The organism is Clostridium manihotivorum (genome assembly GCF_004015185.1).
In the GTDB taxonomy this organism is placed as follows: Bacteria; Bacillota; Clostridia; order Clostridiales; family Clostridiaceae; genus Clostridium_AR; species Clostridium_AR manihotivorum.
Map to the genome: position 1 here is coordinate 5995748 of NZ_CP025746.1, position 19516 is coordinate 6015263.

Below are 19516 nucleotides of genomic sequence, written 5' to 3' on the forward strand. Positions count from 1 at the left end.
TTCATATATCTTGTTCCATTTACTCATCTCCTTTAAATTCTAATGTAATTATTAAACAAGTACTTTTCAGACAATTAATATATAATTATATTAAATTAACTACCTTCTTAGAGGAATAGTATAAAGTTACGATAAGATAGTAAAAAGTTACTTATATTACGAGTTAAAAGAGGCTGTGATAAATCAACTGGTGTAGGTAAACTAGCTCAGATTTTAGGAATCACTAAAGATGAGATAATTGAAATTGGTGAAATAATTGAATGTGATGCTCCAGTGTCCATTATTACATCATTTACAACTTTAATTAATGATACTTCATTTGCAATGTCTTTTGAATAGGTTGATAGTCTCTAATCATAGATTGGTCTTCAAATAATATGTGATCAACTTTACCATTAATGTGTTTTTAAAACTTTCAAAATCTTTTTTAAGAGCTTCTTGCTTATCTTTATCATCTTTAGCTAACACATAAGTTGGTCTAGTATAACTTAAATTCAACCTATAAAGCCTTCATCCACACCTCTATGACTCATTGTGATATTAAATTCTTTGATTGTCCATTGTCTTATAAGCTCTATAATCCAGTTTCTTCTGCCTCAACCCCGCATTTCTTCGCCACCGTTTAAAATAACGTTCTTGCTTTCACCTTGCTCCTATCCCGTATTAAGAACAATATAAAAAGCAACACCTTATTTAAATTCAAATAAAGTCTTGCTTCACATTCTTACATTTATTCTTGCTATAACTTGGTCTAAGCGTTGCGGTGTCTTGTTTTAACCCTTGCCTCTATTCTCCCTTAATCCTACTCTCCTAACTTCTTAATCTTGCCAAAAGCAAATGTTTATTTTAAAAGTCAGAAGATTATTTGAAAGAGCAGGGGATTATTAGAGGTTTACAACAGTTTCCTTTTAAGCTTAACTACCGTCTCCACGTGTGGCGTGTTCTGTATAGGAACACACTTTTCCCTCTTTTGAATCACCATTAAATTTTACCACATCTTTACCTTTTAATGAATGGCTCATGCCAGAATTAAATATGAATGTTAGCATATATGGATCTTTATTTCCTTCTTCATCCGTTCCACCTAATATTATTTTATTAACTGCACTTTCAAAAACTACTCTATCAAATTCTTTTATAGGCTTATTGCTATCAAAAACTTTTCTAAAACTTTCAATTCTTTTCTTTACATCAATATTATCTTCATTAACCAGTTCTGCTTCATCTCTTTGTGTTTTAAGTTTTTCTAATTCTGTTGATAGTTCTGTGTATTTAAGTTCATAAGTATCTTTGTCTATCATTTCATCTATTCTCATATCAACTAATTTTCTAATCTTATTTTCTATAGTTGAGACTTCTCTTTGAAGCTTTTTTAATTCTTTTATAGAATTAGTAGCATTGATTGTATTTTCTACTGTTTCCATAAATTCTTCTACTATTTCTTTATTTTGAAGACAAAACATATTAAATGCTTCCAAAAATGCATTTTCTATTATCTTTTCGTCTATCCCTTTACTATCTGGGCAGTATTTCTTACCTTTTTTAGTTGATACAACACAATGCCAAATGGTCTTTTCATGAGAAGTATTACTATGCCATCTTCTTCTCGTAGCCGTTCCTCCACAAAAACCACATTCAATTTTACTGCTAAATGCAAACTGCCTGCTATATTTTTCTTTTCTTCCCATATTGTTGCTTCCTGAATTTCTCTTATTTAATATCTTCTGAGCTTCATTAAACATTTCTTCTGAAATGATTGGTTCGTGATGTGAGTTAATATAATATTTTTCTTCTTCTCCCATATTATCAAGTCTTCTATGGGATATTGGATCAACTGTAAAAGTCTTACCTAGCAGTAAATCTCCTTTGTATTTTTCGTTTTTAATTATACCTCTTACAGAACCATCATTCCAATTTGTATTTCCCTTCTTTGTTTTATACTTTAATTTGGTAAGCTCTTTTGCTATAACAAAACAGCCTGCACCTTCTACATATCTTTGAAAAATGTATCTAACTGTCTTAGCTTCTTCTTCATTTATTGTAATTACTTTATTTATTGGATCATAATCATACCCTAAACATCCATTGAACCCAACCATTTCTCCTCTTTTCATTTTCATCTTTAATCCCATTTTTACATTAGCTGAAATAGATTCGCTTTCTTGTTGAGCTAAAGAACTTAAAATGACAAGTAGCATTTCACCATTCATTGTTAGGGTATTGATATTTTCCTTTTCAAATAAGATTGCAACATTATGTTCTTTAAGAAGTCTTACATATTTTAATGTATCTAAAGTGTTTCTTGCAAATCTGGATATTGATTTAGTTATTATTAAATCAATCTTCCCATCTACCGCATCATTTATCATTCTTTGGAAATCTAATCTTTTATCTATCTGAGTCCCACTAATCGCTTCATCTGCATATATATCAACAAGTGCCCAATCCGGCTTATTTTCTACCATATTTCTATAATGTTCTACTTGGGAATTATAACTACTTAATTGTTCTTCTGAATCCGTACTTACTCTGCAATAAGCAGCTACTCTTAATCTTTCAATAACCTTTGCGTTTTTTCTATTGACTCTGCTTGTATTAGCTTTTATCACCTGAACATCTGCCATATGAATCGCTCCTTCAAAACATGTATTCCTATAACTTATTAGTTACTATTATATGACTCCTATCATGTTTTTTCAAGCGCTGACCATACTAATCTTATATTTTTTCATTAATTCATTTTTTATTGCTACAAATTCTTTATTTGATATCAAATTTAACTTTAATAGTTGACTTAACATTGCAAGCTGAACACTATACTTCATGTTATTATCCATATAATAATATCCCCCTTACTTCTTCTAATCAAAATAACAGGCAAAAAATTGAAAACTCACTAATTCTTCTTTGCCTGTTATTTATAAATACAATTTGTGTTTGTTAATTTTTAATATAGAGAAAGCAGCTACTCCTGTAACTACTTTATATTGCTATAAAAAATATTCTTCTCTTTTAACTTTCTTAAAAAATCTTCTCACATCATCAAGAGAATCTGTTATCCTGTATTCATTAAGAGCTTGAAGCACTCTTTTTCTGTACTTCCCTTTTAAGCTTACTCTATTTTCAATATCAGCTTTACAATATAGACTTATCTTATCAAGTTTTAAAATGATATTTCCAAGTATTTTTCTTTCATATGCTCCAAGTTTAATTCTAATCTGGGAACTATCTTCCTCAAGCTCAATGTTTTTTAACTGATTTAAAAGACCTTGATAGAACTTTTTAGTCTCCAGAGATAAATCATCTAAATAGCCTTTTTGCACTGTCAAATATGATTTATTTCCCTTCATTTTACTTTTTAAAACATTAACAATAATAAGTACATCTTCATAAGAAAATCTTTTTTCAAAAATTTGAATGGCAGCATCCATTAATTTATGTGCTTCATCAATTATTGCTAATGAATGCTCTGGCATAAGACTTGTCTTTCCTTTATATCTTTTAATTGCATCGGCTATATAGTAGTTATGATTACAAATTTGAAAATCATGGGTTGATGATTTTACATATTTCATAAGTTCTATATACCTACAATTTTCATAAAAAGGACAACTATAATTACAACCTTTAGGTACATTTATCTTTTGTACTATATGATTTTTAAGCCCCTTATACTCATCTAAATCTATTGAAATTTCTCCTATTTTTAAACCCATTAATTTATTAAGCAGTTCCTTATCAATATCCTTATCACTGCTTTTCAAATAGTTCATTATTCTCTTAAATCTTAATATACAAAAATAATGTTCTTTACCTTTTCTTAAAACTGCACTTAATGGCTTATCTATAATCTTATTATCAACTAAAATTTTTGATAGAGCTGGTACATAGTTCTTAATTATGGCATTCTGTAACTCAATACTTGATGTTGATATTATTGAAACTGATTTCTTCTCACCTGTTTTATAAAGTGAATATACTACAGAGGCTACTAAATATGCATAGGTCTTACCAATACCTACCCCTGCTTCACAGATTAAAATATTATTATTTTTTATACCATCAAATATTTTTTTAGATAGTTGAATTTGGTTATCTCTTACTATAAATCCATTTCCGCACATAAGCCTTTTGAAAATGAATTCAATCATTTCTTTAGGCTCCAATGGGAAATTTTCTCTTTCCTTTTTCATTTTCTTCTCCTCACATCTCCTTGACAGCACAAGGATACGGTGGAATTTATTCCACCGCATAGTTTCTGCTGTCAAGCAGTTTATTTATCTTATAAAAATAATTTCTTCTAAATTAATGTGCATCATATTTGTTCTCAACACCCCTGACACCTTCGAACATATATCAAGTTGCTTTTGGATAAGCATCATATAAGCTGCCATGGCTATAAGTTCTCAAGCCAAAGGAGCGTTATCCCATCATTCCTTGTGGGCTGCCCAATGCCGATAAGCGTTCAAGGCAGAAGTATCATTATTTATCCCTTTGCCTATCATCGCAATTAGTCTTTCCACAGACTATTTAAAGCCAGAGTTAATCGCTCGCATATTTAATGGTCATGGCGCTCTGCTTAAGTTGCTTGCCGTGTCCCAGCAGCAAAGGTAGTTTTCTTGATATATGGAGTATTAAATTCTCAAAGAGCTATAAAAGCACTTATAAAAAATGCCTTCACTATATAGCCTTGAGAAAATACATAAGGGGACAAAATTTGAAAATTTTATTTATTTTTTTCTAAAATTACTTTTAATTTTTTTATTGCTCTTTGATGTTTCTTTTTTGCAGCTTCATCCTTTAGTTGAAGTTTTACTGCTATTTCATTTATAGAAAGCCCAAATCTATATCTAAGTTCAATCACTCTAAGATCATCTTCTTTTAAACTTTTCAGGGCTTTTATAAGCCTTGGGTCTGAAATTAAATCAATAAATTTCATAAGCTTGTCTACCTCTTTTTCAACCTGAGAATCTTTTTCTGTTTCTGCAAATTCCACTGGTACCTCACAACTTTGTAAGTATTCCAGCGAAATGTTATGCCTATAATACTTCCGTTCATTGTTCTTTTCTTTTTTGTTTTCTTCCTCAATAACAACTTTAAATTCTTCATTAAATTTTTGATTTTCTTCCTTTGACATTTTTAATAACTCCTTTCAGAACGCAAAAAGGAGCCGCACAAAATGTGCGACTCCTTCCTGAGTTTTTATATTAATTTTTAATTTTGGGTATAAAAAAAGCCCTAAGGCGTATATAAACGCTTCAAGGCTAAAAAACAGCTAATATTATTTCCATTGTATATATCATAGCAGTATCAAAGTATGGTGTCAGTACCAATTATGTATTTTTTTAGTATCAATCTTGTATCAGTTTTATGCTTTTAATTTCTTTCATGAAATTAGGAAATAAAAATCCCCATAGTATTGTTCCAAGTAAATTAATTGCATTTTTCTTCTCTCTATAATAGGTAGCTCTTGAACAGCATAAATAATCAATTATTTCACTTTCACTATAAGGGTAGGCAGAAATATATATCTTATAAATTATTGAATAATACCTCTCTCCATTTTCAGGATAGGACTTTAACATAAGTAAAGCTTTTTCAATTAAATTTATAATACTTTTACTATCTTCTATAGATTGCAGCCTACTTTCAAGTCTTGCTTCTGTTATGAATTCTTCTGTATCAGTAAGACTATGTAATAGTTCATCCAGTCTCTTTCCAGAGAAAGAAATACAATCTTCCTCTATCTCCTCAAAGGAATTATTTATTCTCCATAAAACTTTATTGTATAGTTTTAAAAGCAGCTTAGTATTATGATAAATATTAGGACTTACTTTCTTATTATCTTTTATGTTATCAATTCCAGCATTAATATTATTACTTTGAATTTCTTTAAAAATAGCCATATGACACATCCCCCTTACACTTTATCATTGACAGAAATATTGTTCTGAATTAGAATAATATTATGAACTTTCGTTCTAATTATAAGTATATATTGGCAAATTTATCTTGTCAATAATTTCAAGAACAAATGTTCTGTATTTAAATTTATATATTTGGAGGTCACGGAAATGAATTTTGGTGATAAAATAAAATTACTCCGTAGAGAAGCTGGACTTTCTCAGGAAGACTTAGCAAAAAAGTTAGGTATTACTCAAAAATCTATCTGTAATTACGAAAATAATACTAGATTCCCTAAAGGGCAAAAAATTATTACTGGACTTGCTGAAATATTCAATGTTTCTGTAGATTACTTAATTTCAGATAATGAAAATGTTTCAAGAGATGAGAATTTTATATCTTCTGCTAAAGCTGAATTTGGTTACAAAGGAAAAAAAGAAGCAGAAATGATTTTAAAGAGAACTTCTGCAGTACTTGCAGGAGGGGAATTGTCCGATGAAGATAAGGATGCTTTTTTTAAGTCAATTACGGAAATATATTTTGATGCAAAACAAAAGGCAAGAAAAAAATATGGTAAGAAATCAGCATCTATAGGCAACGACGGTAATAAAACTCCTTAAGAGAGGTAATTGCTTATGACTAATTTTATTTCTAAAGAAGTGGATAAGCTTATTAAAAAATATAAGACAAGAGATCCTTTTGAAATGGCTAAAGATATGAAAATTAATATATGCTATCATGATTTAGGCAACTTAAAGGGATACTATTTTTACCAGTCTAAATTTAGATACATTGTAATAAACAATAATATTCAAGAAGAACTTTTGCCAGTAATATGTGCTCACGAGCTTGGACACGATAGGTTTCACCAAAATTATGCCAAAAATGATGCTATAAGAGAATTCTCTTTGTTTGATATGACATCAAAACCTGAAAGAGAAGCTAATTTTTTCGCATCAGAACTTTTAATTCCAGACTCTACTATTATGGAATTATTTTATGGCGATTATACCTTTTCATCAGTAGCTGCTGAACTAAACGTGCCTATTGAGTTAGTTGATTTTAAAAGTCAAATATTAAAAGCTAAAGGGTATAATATAAGTCCACTATGCATTTCTAAAGGAAACTTTTTAAAGAAGTAAAAAGCATTGAACTTTTTTAATTTGAGTCAATGCTTTTTATATTTTACAGTTTAAATTTAGTATTTAATTGAATCATTGACTTTAGTATCTCTCTATAAAAAACTTCACATAAATAAGAATAATCATTATTTAGATCTGCTTCTTTTAAAGCTTCATAGTAATAATCTTTATTTTCATATTTTAAGTAAACAGGAGGTAATCCTTTAATCTTAAATAGCCAATTTAACATAACCCTAGAACACCTGCCGTTTCCGTCAACAAATGGATGGATTACAGTAATTTTATGATGAATTTTCACGGCTTCTTCAACATATTCTGAAATAGACATACTATTCATTTTATTTATTAATTCTTTTAATTTTTCTTCTAGTTTTAACAGCTCATTAATTATATTATTATAGTCAACTGTTTCAAATTTTGCTTCTGTGACAAAATTATTTGAGTTTCTTATTTTCCCTGCTGCTTCTGGGTATGGTGCAAATTGAAAAAGCATAGTATGTAGCTTTAAAAGTTTAAAGATGCTAATTGGTTCTTCTGTTTCTAGTAAAAAATCATAGATAGATGCATGTCCAACAACTTCAATTATATCTTTGTATTCAGATTTGCAATATTCACTGTTTTGCTTATAAATTCTAATATCTGTTAGAATTTCAGCAACATCCTCTCTATCAATATTTACCCCTTCAAGTCTATTTTCATTATAAATAAAATCATTCTTGAATTTATACCAAACAGCCTTACTTTCATTGCTGTAAAAATAATCGTAGGAATTTATTATATTTCTTAATAATAATGAATCATATTTTTTTAGTCCTAGCTCAATTCTCTTTTTATCAGGTTTAAATTTATTTATTCGTTTTTTTAGCTTTGAGGGTTCTATGTCTCCTTCTATTTTATTCAGCTTATAAGCTATATTAAATACACAAGCTTCAAAACTTACGCCAAAGTAATCAGCAATGTAAATAATATTTTCAAAATTTACATACCCATTATTTTCAAATTTGCCTACCTGTTTTTTTAATTCCTCTGTTGGCATTAATATTTCACTAGCAAATTTATCAGCATACTTTTCAATAGGACTTTTTTCTCTTCCATCAATTGGACATATAGAACTTTCATTTTTATCTTTTATATGATGGCACAGCTCATGTGCGGCTGTAAATCTTTGTCTTGTTACTGGTCTATTATTATTTATACCTACAATAGCTATATCATTCTCATCTTCAGGAACAATATAAATACCTTCTAAATCCTTAAAATCCCTAAATTGATAGACTACGTTCATCTGTTTTAAAATATCAAAAGGATCTATTGGATAAGAAGGTATTCCTTGAGAAAAATATATTTCTAAAACTTTCTTTGCAAGAATTTCTGGCTTGTGGAAATAGTCTGATAAATCTACACTACTAAACATTTGCTATAAGTCTCTCTTTTATTTTTTTCTTGAATTCAATTAGATTCATTATTTCTTCTTTATCTATATCCGAAAGACTAGAAAATGCTCTTGCAAACATTTTGGTTTCTTTGGTATTGTCCTGATCATAAACTAATTCATCTAAGGTTACTCCATATAATTCAGCGAATTGCTTTAATTCATCTGCTGTTATTTTTCTACTTCCCGTTTCGATAGCTGTTATAGTGGTTCTATGCACCTTCATTACATCGGCAACATATTCTTGTGAAAGTCCTAAGTTTTTTCTAGCTTGTTTAAGCCTTTCATTTAACTTATTTGACATACCTCTCACTTCCTTTCACTATTATTATATGCAATTTAGATTGTTTTCGCAACAAAAAATGTTATATATTCTAACATTTTTATCGTTACCATCTTATTTTAAATTTATACAATGTTCCTATAATTCTATATAATGCACTTTTTACAAGTTCTTATTTCTCTATCCTTAAGTGTATTTGTAAATTTTTCTGCTTCATCAAAACTTGAAAATTCCCCATGCCATTTTCCATTTCTATCTCCATGAATATTCTTATTATTACCTTTTCCATGGTTACAAAATACACAGCTATCTTTGTGAATTACTGCTTTTTTTCTGCTACCCAATTTTCATAAACCCAATATTTATTAGTAACACTTGTTATATCTTTGCTATTTTCTACTTCAACAATAAGAATTTTAAATTTCCCCCATTTTTCATCACTAATACTACTATAGTCCTGCCAGTTTAATTTATAGTTTCCCTGCAGCAATAAAGATTCTTCTCTGCCCTTTTTAGTTCCTATTCCTGCTGCTTCTCCCCATTTAAGTTCACCTGATTTTATTTCATCTTCATTTATCCTAAAATCCCTATCACAGGTTTCCTTAGCGAAGGACTTTGTCCAATAACTACAGTCATTAGTTAGAAAAATAGCATACCCCTTCTTATATTCATTATGGTTATAAATGAGTTTTTCAATTCTCATAACATCCTTTAAGAAATCATATCTTCTTATATCTTGTGCTCCATGATTTTTTAATAAATATCTTTCTCTATCTACAATAGTATCACAAGCAGCAGTTACATATTTTAACTCTATAGGATAAAACTCATCCTCTTCTTTAAGAAGAATATCAATATGCATAGATGGATCAATATGTGCAGGAGAGTATTCTAATCTAACATCACTTTTGGGCATATGCCTTTGCAGCTCCCAAGAAAGTGCAAACTGAAAGTCTGCCTCCGAAAAAAAGATTTTTCTTTTATTACTCAAGGAATTTATTGTGGTTATTATATTTTGTTTTGAAAGCATTTATAATACCTCTCTTAAATTTAATCAGCATAAACCATCTGCATAAATAGTCCTCTGCTATCCTTCATTGGATTTCCTGGTATAGTTTTAAATCCATTTTTATATCCAAGCATTCCAGTAATAGCAAGACATAGTGCATCTATGATATCATCCTTAATCCCTTTCAACTTGTCATGAGAATATAGTACTTCTCTAATTTCATCAGTCTTCTCATAATAGCGGCTTAATACCTCAAATCTTCTATCTATTCCTTCTTCTGTTTTCTTGTTTTCAAAAATAGGCATTGCCATTGTTCCGTCAAAATTAAGCATTGCAAAACAGATTTCTGGATGGCTTTCTAAAAGCCTATTTTTATACTCTGGTGCATTATTTAAAAATTCATCTATCTCTTTTATTTTGCTGCAAATAGAAAAAGACTGTTTGCTTAAACCTTTTCCTAATACATCTCTGTTTATTTCATTAGCCTTGCAGTAATCATCTTCATACACAGCTTGTCTACATGGCACTGTAAATATACAAGATGATCTTGAAGATAATATTTTTCTTCCTTCTGTTTCCGGTCTTATATCATATGTATTTTCAGGAAGTCCAATAGGCATATCTATTAAAATAGTATTACTATCACTATATTTTCCACATATTTCTTCTATATTTTTAAAAACATTAATATCAAAATCATTATCTGTTATATTTACTGCTACATAACCATATTTACAGCCATCAACACCAACAAAACTATTCTTAGTATCAGATTTATTTAAGTTTTCAAAGGCATATATAAATTCACTTTCAACATTTTTAAAATCTCTTTGTGAAAAGTTATGTTTCATAGCTATAAAAGGCTCTTCATCAAATATTTTTTCATCCATAAGCTCTATAAATTCATAGTATAGCATTGCATCATCAATTTCTCTTATCTTATCTATTTCATCTTCTGTTAAATTAATAAGTCCAAATTTCTCGTATATTACCTTTTGAAGCTTTTCTTCTATAACAAAATACTGTGATAAATTCTTTTTAACAGGTCTAGTTAAATCTGAAATATAGCTTTCACTGGCATCATGTAAAAGACAGCCAAGCTGAACTCTCTTTGAATATCTTCTAATTTTTGCTTCCTTATAACAATTAACAGAATGCTGAGCTACAGAATAAAAGTGCTTAAAATGCCCATTTGCTCTTGTCATCAAAGAAAGAGCATGGGCTATATCTTCAATTTTTATATCTTTCATTAATGGTTCTAAAGGATAAAATTTAGTTTTTGTATAGGTTAAAATATAATCGGACATATTTTGTTCTCCCCTCTTTATATCTTTTCAAACACCTTCTGCCTCTTAAGCTCTTTTAGCATCCCCTCAACTAATTCTGCTTTTTTAAAAGACTCTATAACTGTGCCCATTTCAATATTTCCTTCAATTCCATGATAAGATAGATTTGAAGAAGAAATAAAAGTTTTATAGGAATCTATAACTATTACTTTGGCATGAAGAGCTGCCATCTTGTCTTTTGTGTTTTTGTTATAATCATAAATATTTAAATACCTACTCTTATACAATAAAAGCTTATCTAAATGCTCTTTTTTATTCTCAAAATCATTAAGATAGAAATTTACATATATACCTTGTCTACTTTTATTAACTATCTCATCAAATAGTTCTATAGCATAGTCGGATATTGAGTAACCTGTTAAAGTTATACTCTTCTCCGCACTAAATATTAATTCTTTTATGATTGCACTGGTCTTTCTGGCATTTAATTTGAAACTATTTGGTGCTGTTATTACAATCTCAACCTTTTCAGTATTTTTATAATTATATAAACCAATTGCAACTTGAAGTAATCTATTTGCTTCTTCAACAGATAGATTGGGGAATCTCTTATTAATTTCTATAAGAGATTCCTTAAAATTCAAGTTAAAATCCAAAGTATCATTAATTTTTTCAATATCTGATACAATGGTTTCTATAAGAAGTGCTTCACTTATACTTCCATTCCACATAATTCTTTCACCAAATCTTTAAAATAACTACAATCTCCGTCTATAGCTAAAGGTACAACAAGTTTTCTATCTAATAATCTGTTTCCATTTTCACAGGCTGTTTCTGAAATCATTGCACAAGAATGACAAGCGGCACCATTTAATCTTTCATCAGAAGGCTCATTTGCCATACATTCTGGGTCTGTTGTACAGGTCAATGCATTTTCCAATGCCTGTTTTAACAGTTTATTAAAACTTCTTATTTCACCCATTTCAACTAATCCACCTAAAGATCCTTCTTTATCAGCACTTCCAGTATAAAGTAATACGCCACACATGTTTTCACTACTGTATATTCTCTCTTTAATCGCAGAGGATGAATAACCGCAAAGCATAGCCATTTCCTTAATCATTAAATGAGCAAAAGTATGTAAGAGAACGTATTCCGCATTTCTTTCCTTAAATTTTGTCCATCCCCTCGATTGACAAAATTCGCTGTAATAACTCTTATATTTTTCCGATAATTTTTGAGTTTTTAGATTTTGATTCCATTCTTTAACTGTTTCTTTATTAAACTCAATAAAAATCCCTTCACCATTTATTTCAACTGCTGGAAGCCAAGGTTCTACTTTACTTTTTGTTAGCGGCACTATATTTTTAGGATCATCTACTTCTGGTTCAGGGGCTTCCATTCTCATAAAACCTAGTAATACCATTACTTCTCTTAATCTATGAACTTTAATAATTCTAGAAAAATATTTTGATAGATAATTAGGAACGGCTTCTTCCTCTGCTTTAAAGTATTTTACATTTGTTTGGTATATCATATCATCATGATGAGTGATTGCTGCATATTCCATTTCTTTAATCTCAGTAAACTCTTTTATTTTTTCATCTCTTTTTTTAACTGCAGCATTAAATTCTTCTCTTGAGCATCTTTCTTTAAAATACTTCTCATAAACTTTTGTTACTCCCATTTCACCAAAATCATCCCTATAATTGATAATGTCCCTGTAGTGCTCATCAACTAATGAATATAATGGATTTATCCAAGGTGGAATTGATATTGCACTTCTTATTACAGAAAAATAAACGTTAGAAGCTCCACGCTGTGATGGAATAACTTGTTTTTTACATGTAGAATATACTCCTTTGGAATTTTTAATTACTCTTGGATTATGAGGATGTCTACCACTGCATTTTAACTCTCTAAAATTATCTGGACTTGTTGCCCCACTCATGTTCCTAGAAGCTCCACATTCACATTGAACAATTAATTCTGCCAAAGAAGATGTGTTTCCAGTAGAAATTAATTTCATACTTTTTTTACAAGTAGTTTCTCCTTTATGAACCCACCATCTCCAAGGAAAATCATCAAGATGTCCGTCAGTACATGCCGTAATAAATCTGGCAGGATATGCTTTAAAACCACATAAAGGACACACTGGACCGTTTTGAATATATTTATCTAAGTTAAAATTTTCTGTAATGTCAAATAAGTTATTGCACCTACTATTAGAACAAACATGATAGCTTGGAAATGATACTACTGGAATATCCCCAATAAAAGAAGCTTTAGGTGTTTTAAAAAAATCCACTCCTAAGTAAGAAGCTAATCTTGAATCATATATTGTTTTTCCATAAGATGTCCAATAATTAATATCTAAGACTGTTACCGAATCATTAAGAGCATCTAATATGGAGCCTGGACCAAAAGTTGTTATTAATTGGTTAGGTCTTAATTCACCCAGTTTATTTATTTTCATTCTTATTAGCCTCCTCTGTAAAATAATAAAGTGCCGATGAACTTTCAACTTCTCTCATTGAATTAAGTGTAGGTTTTTCTTTAGCAGTACAATATTCGTTGTAATAATTTAACAATCTATTATACTTTTCAGTATTTTTAATATAATAATATAACTCTTTTTCTTCTTTTGATAAACATTTCCAATCTTCAATAAATTGATTGATTTCAAAAGATGTATCTTCTTTTGCCTTAGCTGATACTACCTTAAGCCTTTCTATTATTACTTTCTTTGTTTCTTCTATTATTTCATTTTCAATATCACAAATACTATTTGCTCCTTTGTTAGCAGCCATAACTTCATTTTTTAATCTTAATAAAGCTACAACTATTGCATGAAGAACTCTATCTCTTGCACGAGCAGAAAATGGTGTTGCAGTAGTTCCTTCTACATATCTATACATATGTGAGTGGAACCCTTTAAAGTTTTCATAGTGAGATAAATCCCTCGGTCTATATGGATTATAAATGGTAACTACAAGTCCAGGAAACCTTCTTCCTATACGGCTTGTGGCTTGAATATATTCAGAATTCTGCTTAGGTTGTCCCATTACAGTCATTAACCCAAGTCTATCAACATCCATACCAACTGCAATCATATTTGTAGCTATTGCAACATCTAAACATTCTTCATTGTCATGGGATAGAGTTAATTGTTCTAATAGTTCTGCAATCTTATAAGAAGATATACGTGAGGTAATTTCTTTTGTTCTCTTTAAGAATCTTTCCTGATTATATCTATATCTTTTCTTTATTCTTTTTATTCTCTTAGGAATGTCATCCTGTAATAACCTTACAGTACCACCTAATTCTCTTATACTATTAAAATAACCAATTAAAGTATAATAAGGATCTATAAATTCTTTATACTCTTCATCATTTAATAACTCCTTAACTGTTTGAAGCAGCACTGCATATATTCTAAGTACAGTAGTTTTCATTGATTGCCCACTGGCACAAACTGAACAATATTTTCTAAAGGGCTTATCAGCTAAACTAATTTCTTTAATAAAATAACTATCTCCAATATCAAAACCACTTGGTGGAAATTGAGAGAAACTATTCCTTCCATATAAGCATCTTATTTGTTCATCTGCGTTTTTTATAGTTGCTGTGGAAACTATGTATTTAGGTAATATTTTCTTTCCATTCCTTGTAAATGAACACATTTCTTCTATTACAGTTTCATAACCTCCATAAATTGTTCCGAGAGGACCTGTTATAAGATGCAATTCATCTTGAACTATAAGTTCTGGTGGATAGAATTGTCTTGTTTCAACAACTTTAGCTGCACTTAAATTTTCTTTTTTATTATGGCGATTTGGATGGTCTTCTCCACAAGCTATATATCCATGCCTTTCACAAACTCTATCTGTTCTACCGAAGATTAATCCAGTTTTTTCATCCCAAGGAAGCCTTGCAAACTTATCTACTGTTGAAATAATTACCGTTGGGCATTTTCTATAAATTTCTTCATCTACAATATAAACTGGTATTGGCTTTTCTTTATATTTATAAAAATAGCAATTAGCATCGTGACAATAAATATTTACTTCTCCTTTTTCAATATCAATTTCATAATCCTCTCTATATATTTCACTCCCACAGAAAGGACAAGTAATAATTTGCTTAGTAAGTTTATTTACGGCTTTATCACTAGCTGTTGGATCTTCTTTATTAAACTTAAATTCATTAAAACTATTTGGAGTTACTCCACCTCCAACCCAAAATCCTATTGAAATTGGTGATTTACCATAATCATTTTCATTTTTACTTCTAATCATCTCTGCTGCACATATCATTTTGGTTAATCTATCACGTTGTTGAGTGGTTAAAAGTCTTAATGTATATCTTAAAATAACTGTTACTCCACCATCTTTTTCAAATTCTTTTTCATTACTTGCAGTTAATCTTCTATGTCCAATTACAAATGCAATCAATCCTAAATAAGCCTCAGTTTTTCCTCCTCCAGTTGGGAAGTAAAGCAAGTCAACATTTTTTCGTTCATTATCTATAGGATTTATACATCCAGAAATATTTAAAAGTATAAATGCTATTTGGAATGGTCTCCATTTGCTATGATCTTTTTTGCAAAATTCTTCATCTCTAAAACTACACTTTATACCGCTACCATATTTTTTTGAGAATTCACTCATTCCTCTTTGCAAATACATACATTGGTTCATAAAGCAAAAGGCTTTAAAAGCATAATCATTGCTTTCTATTTGCTCTATACCTTTAGAAATTCTATTATAAGCTTCTAGGCATGAATTTATAATCTTATCTCCTCTGTCTCTAAACCCCTCTTCTTGCATTTTGAAATTACTTTTTAAAGCATTAATCCATTTAAAATAATCACTATTTAAAGCTTTTAATCTGCTAATTGTTTTAGCTTTATTTGAAGGCTTAGCCATAAACTTCATAGAAAAATAATCTTCTGAAAATCCTTCAAGATTTGGACTAACAGAAGCAATTTCATGTTCAGGTATAAAAACAGTTTTAACCTCTATAGCCTTGTCTCCTTCTGATTTAGTCCAATCTGCAGCACACCCATTGCCACGAGCATAAATTGGTCTTTTTTCATAATAAAACTCATCTTCTATTTCAATGTCTCTGCAAAGATGTTCCGGTTCAAAAACTGGTTGATTGTCTATTCCTGAAACTATGAGTTCTGCTTGAAACATCACATTTTCAAAATCTCTTTCATCACAGGTCTCTTTCCCATTAACCAAATAAACTGCAACTAATTTCGCACCACTCTTAAGCCTTATTTGTGATGATTTAATTTTAATAGATGAATCATCTTTTAGTGCTATTTCTATATTCTTATTTTTATCTCCTATATCAAGAATAAGTTCTTCTTCCTTTGGAATACGTATAAAAACAGTCCTACCAGTTTTCTTTTTATTTTCTTCATCATTATCTTTATCTGGTTTTATCTTATCTTTATAATATTGTCCCCATTTTACTTTAACTTTTAATTTTTCTATGTCACTATTAACATAAAATCTTATTCCCATAGAAGATTGAAGCTTGAACTTAGCTCCAACCATCTCTTCTATTTCGTCTTCTTCATCATCTATATATTCTTCATCCATTGCTGACATAAAATCATTATTCTCATATTCCACATCAGGAGATACAGAAATTTTCCTAGGATATAGCATTCCTGTTATATAACTGCTTAGTGGTGATTCATCTAACTTCTCTTCTTCTTCCAAAGGCCCCATTAAGTCAATTCTTAAAGCGTCAAGTAGCTTATCCCTAACTTTACTATAAGATTTATCACTCATTCTCAATTCCCTCCAAATTTTCACTTAAACCAACTGTGTACATGAAAGAATTACCTATAATAACTTTATCCCCTGCAATAAGTCTATAATTCCATTGTTTTTTATCAGCATCCACTTCTGTTGCACATTTACACCACTTTATTGCTGCTTTAGCCTTTTCTAGAACATCCTTATCTTCCGTTTCATTTTTAGCTTTAATTTCAATTAAATATTTTGAATCTGTAGTTTCCACAATAAAATCAGGATTATATTGTTTTCCTGCCTTATAGAATAATCCCATTTGATTTAGTGGTGGCTTAATCCATCTTAACACCTTTTTATCTTCCTCTAATATAACTGAGAATCTTCTTTCATCATCACTGTCAAAACCATATTCAGGATAGTAAGATTTTTTGTATCCTGTAAACAAGTATTGTCTAATGTTCTTTTTATCTTTTATATCCTTGTAAAAATCAACACTTCCACCTGGTTTTATATTTTTTACAAAAGGTTTGAAAATAATCAGGTCTTTTTCTATTCTATATATAAATTCTGTATGCTCTTCTTTTGCTGCATAAATTTGCTTTTTTATCTCATTTACTATTAAAGTAGCATATCTTCTTACTACCTTTTTCTTATCCTCATGTGAACCTTCAATAAGCTTAAGATATTGTTCTACCACATTTAATATATAATCAGCATCTTCAGAACTAAACTCTGGTACACTTTCAAGAAGCATACATGCAAGTTCATTTATTGGATCATCAATTTCTAATGCTACTGCTTCAAGTGTTTCAAGTAATTTATTATTTATAACATCATATCTTTCAATATATGATTGCTCCAATTCAAAGTTATTAATCCCTTTTTTAACTATGATTGGCTTAAACTTTACTGTAGAACTGTATCCTATACTTATTTTAGGTACAGAAATAGCGAATTGCTTTAACTTATTTATTTTTTCAATAAATTCATCTTTTTTGAGTATTGGAGTTTTAGTAATTTTTGCTTTATCTTTAGTCTTTGAGAGTTTTTCAAAGGCTTCTTTTGAATTTTCATCTATCTTCTCTTCAACAGTCTTTTCTAGTTCAAATAATGTCATCTGCTGTATATCGGAGTTATCCTTTGCCTTTACTTCTTTTGCATATGTTTTTAAGTATCCTTTATACAAGTCTTCCTGTATTCTAATATCACTTATATCCTGAAAGGATTTCATATCAGTATAACTTATTGCTTTTTCAAATAATTCTAACTGCATATTATTAAGCTCTGGTTCTATTTCCACTGTTTCTGTTTGCTCTATGTCTTCTTCATCTAGGTTACGCTTCTTAAATACTGGATTTGATTTTATTTCATCAACTAATTCCCTATAATGATCATGTGCTACTATATCCAATGTATCCAATTCTTCTTGTCCAGTTATTTTCCCAAAAGGTAAACGTAGTCCCCTTCCTATAGTCTGCAATGCTAATATTTCACTTTTTGCAGCATTTAAAGGAATAATCGTAAATAAGTTATTAACATCCCATCCTTCCTTTAGTTTGTACACATGTAAAACTATTTCAATAGGATTGGTATTCTCTTCTATAGTTAATAGCTTTTTTATATTATCTTCAGTTTCTACACTACCTGTTTTAGAATGTATTTCTATAACTTTACCCTTATACTTTCCATCAAAAAAGGAATCAGAATCTATTAACTGTCTTATTTCCATAGCATGGTTTGTATCTTTGCAAGATATCAAAACTATAGGTTTTACCTGAGGTAATCCATTTTCACTACAGTATTTATAAACTGTGGCTTTTCTATGCTCATGCAGCTTAATACCATCCTTTATTTTCATTTCTTCAATATCTTTTTCAGTAAAACCTGCTGTATTTGTTCTTCCCATAACTACAGGTATTTTAAGAAATTTTCCTGCTCCCTCTGCTAATCCATAGCTGTAAATAATATTTTTATTTGTTGATTTCGGTGTAGCTGTAAACTCCAATCCTAATATTGGTTTCAAATAATCTATAGCTTTCATAGATGCAGGAGCATAATACCTATGTGCCTCATCCATACAAATTACTAAATCGTCAAAACTAGCAAGTACTTCCGCAAAGGACTTTCCTAATGCTTCTTGGAACTCGTGGAACTTAAATTGTACATCTCCTCTATTAAATATTTTTCCAATGTTAAAAATAAATATTTGAATCTCTGAAGAATTATCAATTTCTATCTCACCTTGAACATATTTCACTGGATAGGATAAATAATTCTCACCATCATATACCTTAGGTCTTCCCATTTCTGCTTCTAATCCCTTAAACATATATTTAGGATGGTGCGGCATTACTTCCTTACGCAGTTTATCATATATTGTATTCCCTGGAGCCAATATAAAAAAGTGCTTGTAGCCTTTAGTTTTATATAAATAATATATGGAAGCCCCCATTAATCTTGTCTTTCCAATACCTGTGGTCATTTCAAAGCAGAAAGAAGGAAAACCAAGATTATCATCTACCTTTATCTTGGATTGTGTTTGACAGTTTTCTATAGCTATTTCTTCTGCCTGTTCTTTAGAATAGGTTTTATAATCTATTTTAGAACATATATTATCTAAAATTTTAAGAGCTTCAAATTGAGGTTCTCTAAGGCTCATTGCCCAATTTAATTTATCAACAATACTCAT

General features: G+C 29.8%; 17 protein-coding genes. 2 read left to right on the forward strand and 15 right to left on the reverse strand.

The features are described from left to right. Positions 1 to 354 precede the first annotated feature (354 nt). The 6 genes from C1I91_RS28440 to C1I91_RS26420 all read right to left on the reverse strand — a co-directional run bounded on the left by C1I91_RS28440 (position 355) and on the right by C1I91_RS26420 (position 5906). Positions 355 to 498: a winged helix-turn-helix domain-containing protein gene (locus C1I91_RS28440; protein ID WP_164880673.1), complete on the reverse strand. Its 144-nt coding sequence runs from the start codon at positions 496 to 498 to the stop codon at positions 355 to 357. 416 nt (positions 499 to 914) lie between these two features. Then, on the reverse strand, positions 915 to 2624 hold the full coding sequence (locus C1I91_RS26405) for a recombinase family protein (protein WP_128215602.1): 1710 nt from the start codon (positions 2622 to 2624) through the stop codon (positions 915 to 917). A 72-nt stretch (positions 2625 to 2696) separates the two neighbouring features. Continuing rightward, a complete protein-coding gene (locus tag C1I91_RS28445) occupies positions 2697 to 2837 on the reverse strand; it encodes an SHOCT domain-containing protein (RefSeq protein ID WP_164880674.1) in 141 nt (46 codons plus the stop codon). A gap of 153 nt (positions 2838 to 2990) precedes the next feature. Next, complete coding sequence (locus C1I91_RS26410; protein WP_205694258.1) at positions 2991 to 4193, reverse strand: ATP-dependent DNA helicase; 1203 nt, start codon at positions 4191 to 4193, stop codon at positions 2991 to 2993. A 533-nt stretch (positions 4194 to 4726) separates the two neighbouring features. Further along, positions 4727 to 5137: an RNA polymerase sigma factor gene (locus tag C1I91_RS26415; protein ID WP_053241277.1), complete on the reverse strand. Its 411-nt coding sequence runs from the start codon at positions 5135 to 5137 to the stop codon at positions 4727 to 4729. Positions 5138 to 5351: 214 nt separating this feature from the next. Then, positions 5352 to 5906, reverse strand: coding sequence for a hypothetical protein (locus tag C1I91_RS26420; protein ID WP_128215603.1), 555 nt, complete (start codon positions 5904 to 5906; stop codon positions 5352 to 5354). Between the two features lie 168 nt (positions 5907 to 6074). Here C1I91_RS26420 and C1I91_RS26425 point away from each other — a divergent pair, with 168 nt between their 5' ends. Together C1I91_RS26425 and C1I91_RS26430 are read left to right on the forward strand one after the other, a co-directional pair. Then, on the forward strand, positions 6075 to 6524 hold the full coding sequence (locus C1I91_RS26425; protein ID WP_128215604.1) for a helix-turn-helix domain-containing protein: 450 nt from the start codon (positions 6075 to 6077) through the stop codon (positions 6522 to 6524). Positions 6525 to 6539: 15 nt separating this feature from the next. After that, positions 6540 to 7046, forward strand: coding sequence for an ImmA/IrrE family metallo-endopeptidase (locus C1I91_RS26430; RefSeq protein WP_128215605.1), 507 nt, complete (start codon positions 6540 to 6542; stop codon positions 7044 to 7046). Positions 7047 to 7089: 43 nt separating this feature from the next. On the opposite strand, the gene C1I91_RS26435 is transcribed toward C1I91_RS26430, so the two are convergent. The 9 genes from C1I91_RS26435 to C1I91_RS26475 all read right to left on the reverse strand — a co-directional run bounded on the left by C1I91_RS26435 (position 7090) and on the right by C1I91_RS26475 (position 19516). Further along, on the reverse strand, positions 7090 to 8460 hold the full coding sequence (locus tag C1I91_RS26435; RefSeq protein ID WP_128215606.1) for an ImmA/IrrE family metallo-endopeptidase: 1371 nt from the start codon (positions 8458 to 8460) through the stop codon (positions 7090 to 7092). Then, positions 8453 to 8782, reverse strand: a complete 330-nt coding sequence (locus tag C1I91_RS26440) for a helix-turn-helix transcriptional regulator (protein ID WP_128215607.1) — start codon at positions 8780 to 8782, stop codon at positions 8453 to 8455. The genes C1I91_RS26435 and C1I91_RS26440 overlap by 8 nt, the downstream gene beginning before the upstream one ends. Before the next feature lie 125 nt (positions 8783 to 8907). After that, positions 8908 to 9105, reverse strand: coding sequence for a hypothetical protein (locus C1I91_RS26445; RefSeq protein ID WP_128215608.1), 198 nt, complete (start codon positions 9103 to 9105; stop codon positions 8908 to 8910). Beyond that, positions 9081 to 9791 carry a hypothetical protein gene (locus C1I91_RS26450; RefSeq protein WP_128215609.1) on the reverse strand — a complete coding sequence of 237 codons (711 nt, stop codon included), beginning with the start codon at positions 9789 to 9791 and terminating at the stop codon, positions 9081 to 9083. The genes C1I91_RS26445 and C1I91_RS26450 overlap by 25 nt, the downstream gene beginning before the upstream one ends. 20 nt (positions 9792 to 9811) lie before the next feature. Continuing rightward, the gene (locus C1I91_RS29685) at positions 9812 to 11077 is read right to left on the reverse strand and encodes a DUF429 domain-containing protein (protein ID WP_128215610.1); all 1266 of its coding nucleotides are present in this window, start codon (positions 11075 to 11077) and stop codon (positions 9812 to 9814) included. Positions 11078 to 11094: 17 nt separating this feature from the next. Beyond that, entirely contained in the window at positions 11095 to 11787 is a 693-nt protein-coding gene (locus C1I91_RS26460; protein WP_128215611.1) for a phospholipase D-like domain-containing protein, read from the reverse strand. Next, on the reverse strand, positions 11769 to 13532 hold the full coding sequence (drmB, locus tag C1I91_RS26465; protein WP_128215612.1) for a DUF1998 domain-containing protein: 1764 nt from the start codon (positions 13530 to 13532) through the stop codon (positions 11769 to 11771). The genes C1I91_RS26460 and drmB overlap by 19 nt, the downstream gene beginning before the upstream one ends. Then, a complete protein-coding gene (gene drmA / locus C1I91_RS26470; protein WP_128215613.1) occupies positions 13519 to 16863 on the reverse strand; it encodes a DISARM system helicase DrmA in 3345 nt (1114 codons plus the stop codon). The genes drmB and drmA overlap by 14 nt, the downstream gene beginning before the upstream one ends. Next, on the reverse strand, positions 16856 to 19516 hold the full coding sequence (locus tag C1I91_RS26475; protein ID WP_128215614.1) for a DEAD/DEAH box helicase: 2661 nt from the start codon (positions 19514 to 19516) through the stop codon (positions 16856 to 16858). The genes drmA and C1I91_RS26475 overlap by 8 nt, the downstream gene beginning before the upstream one ends.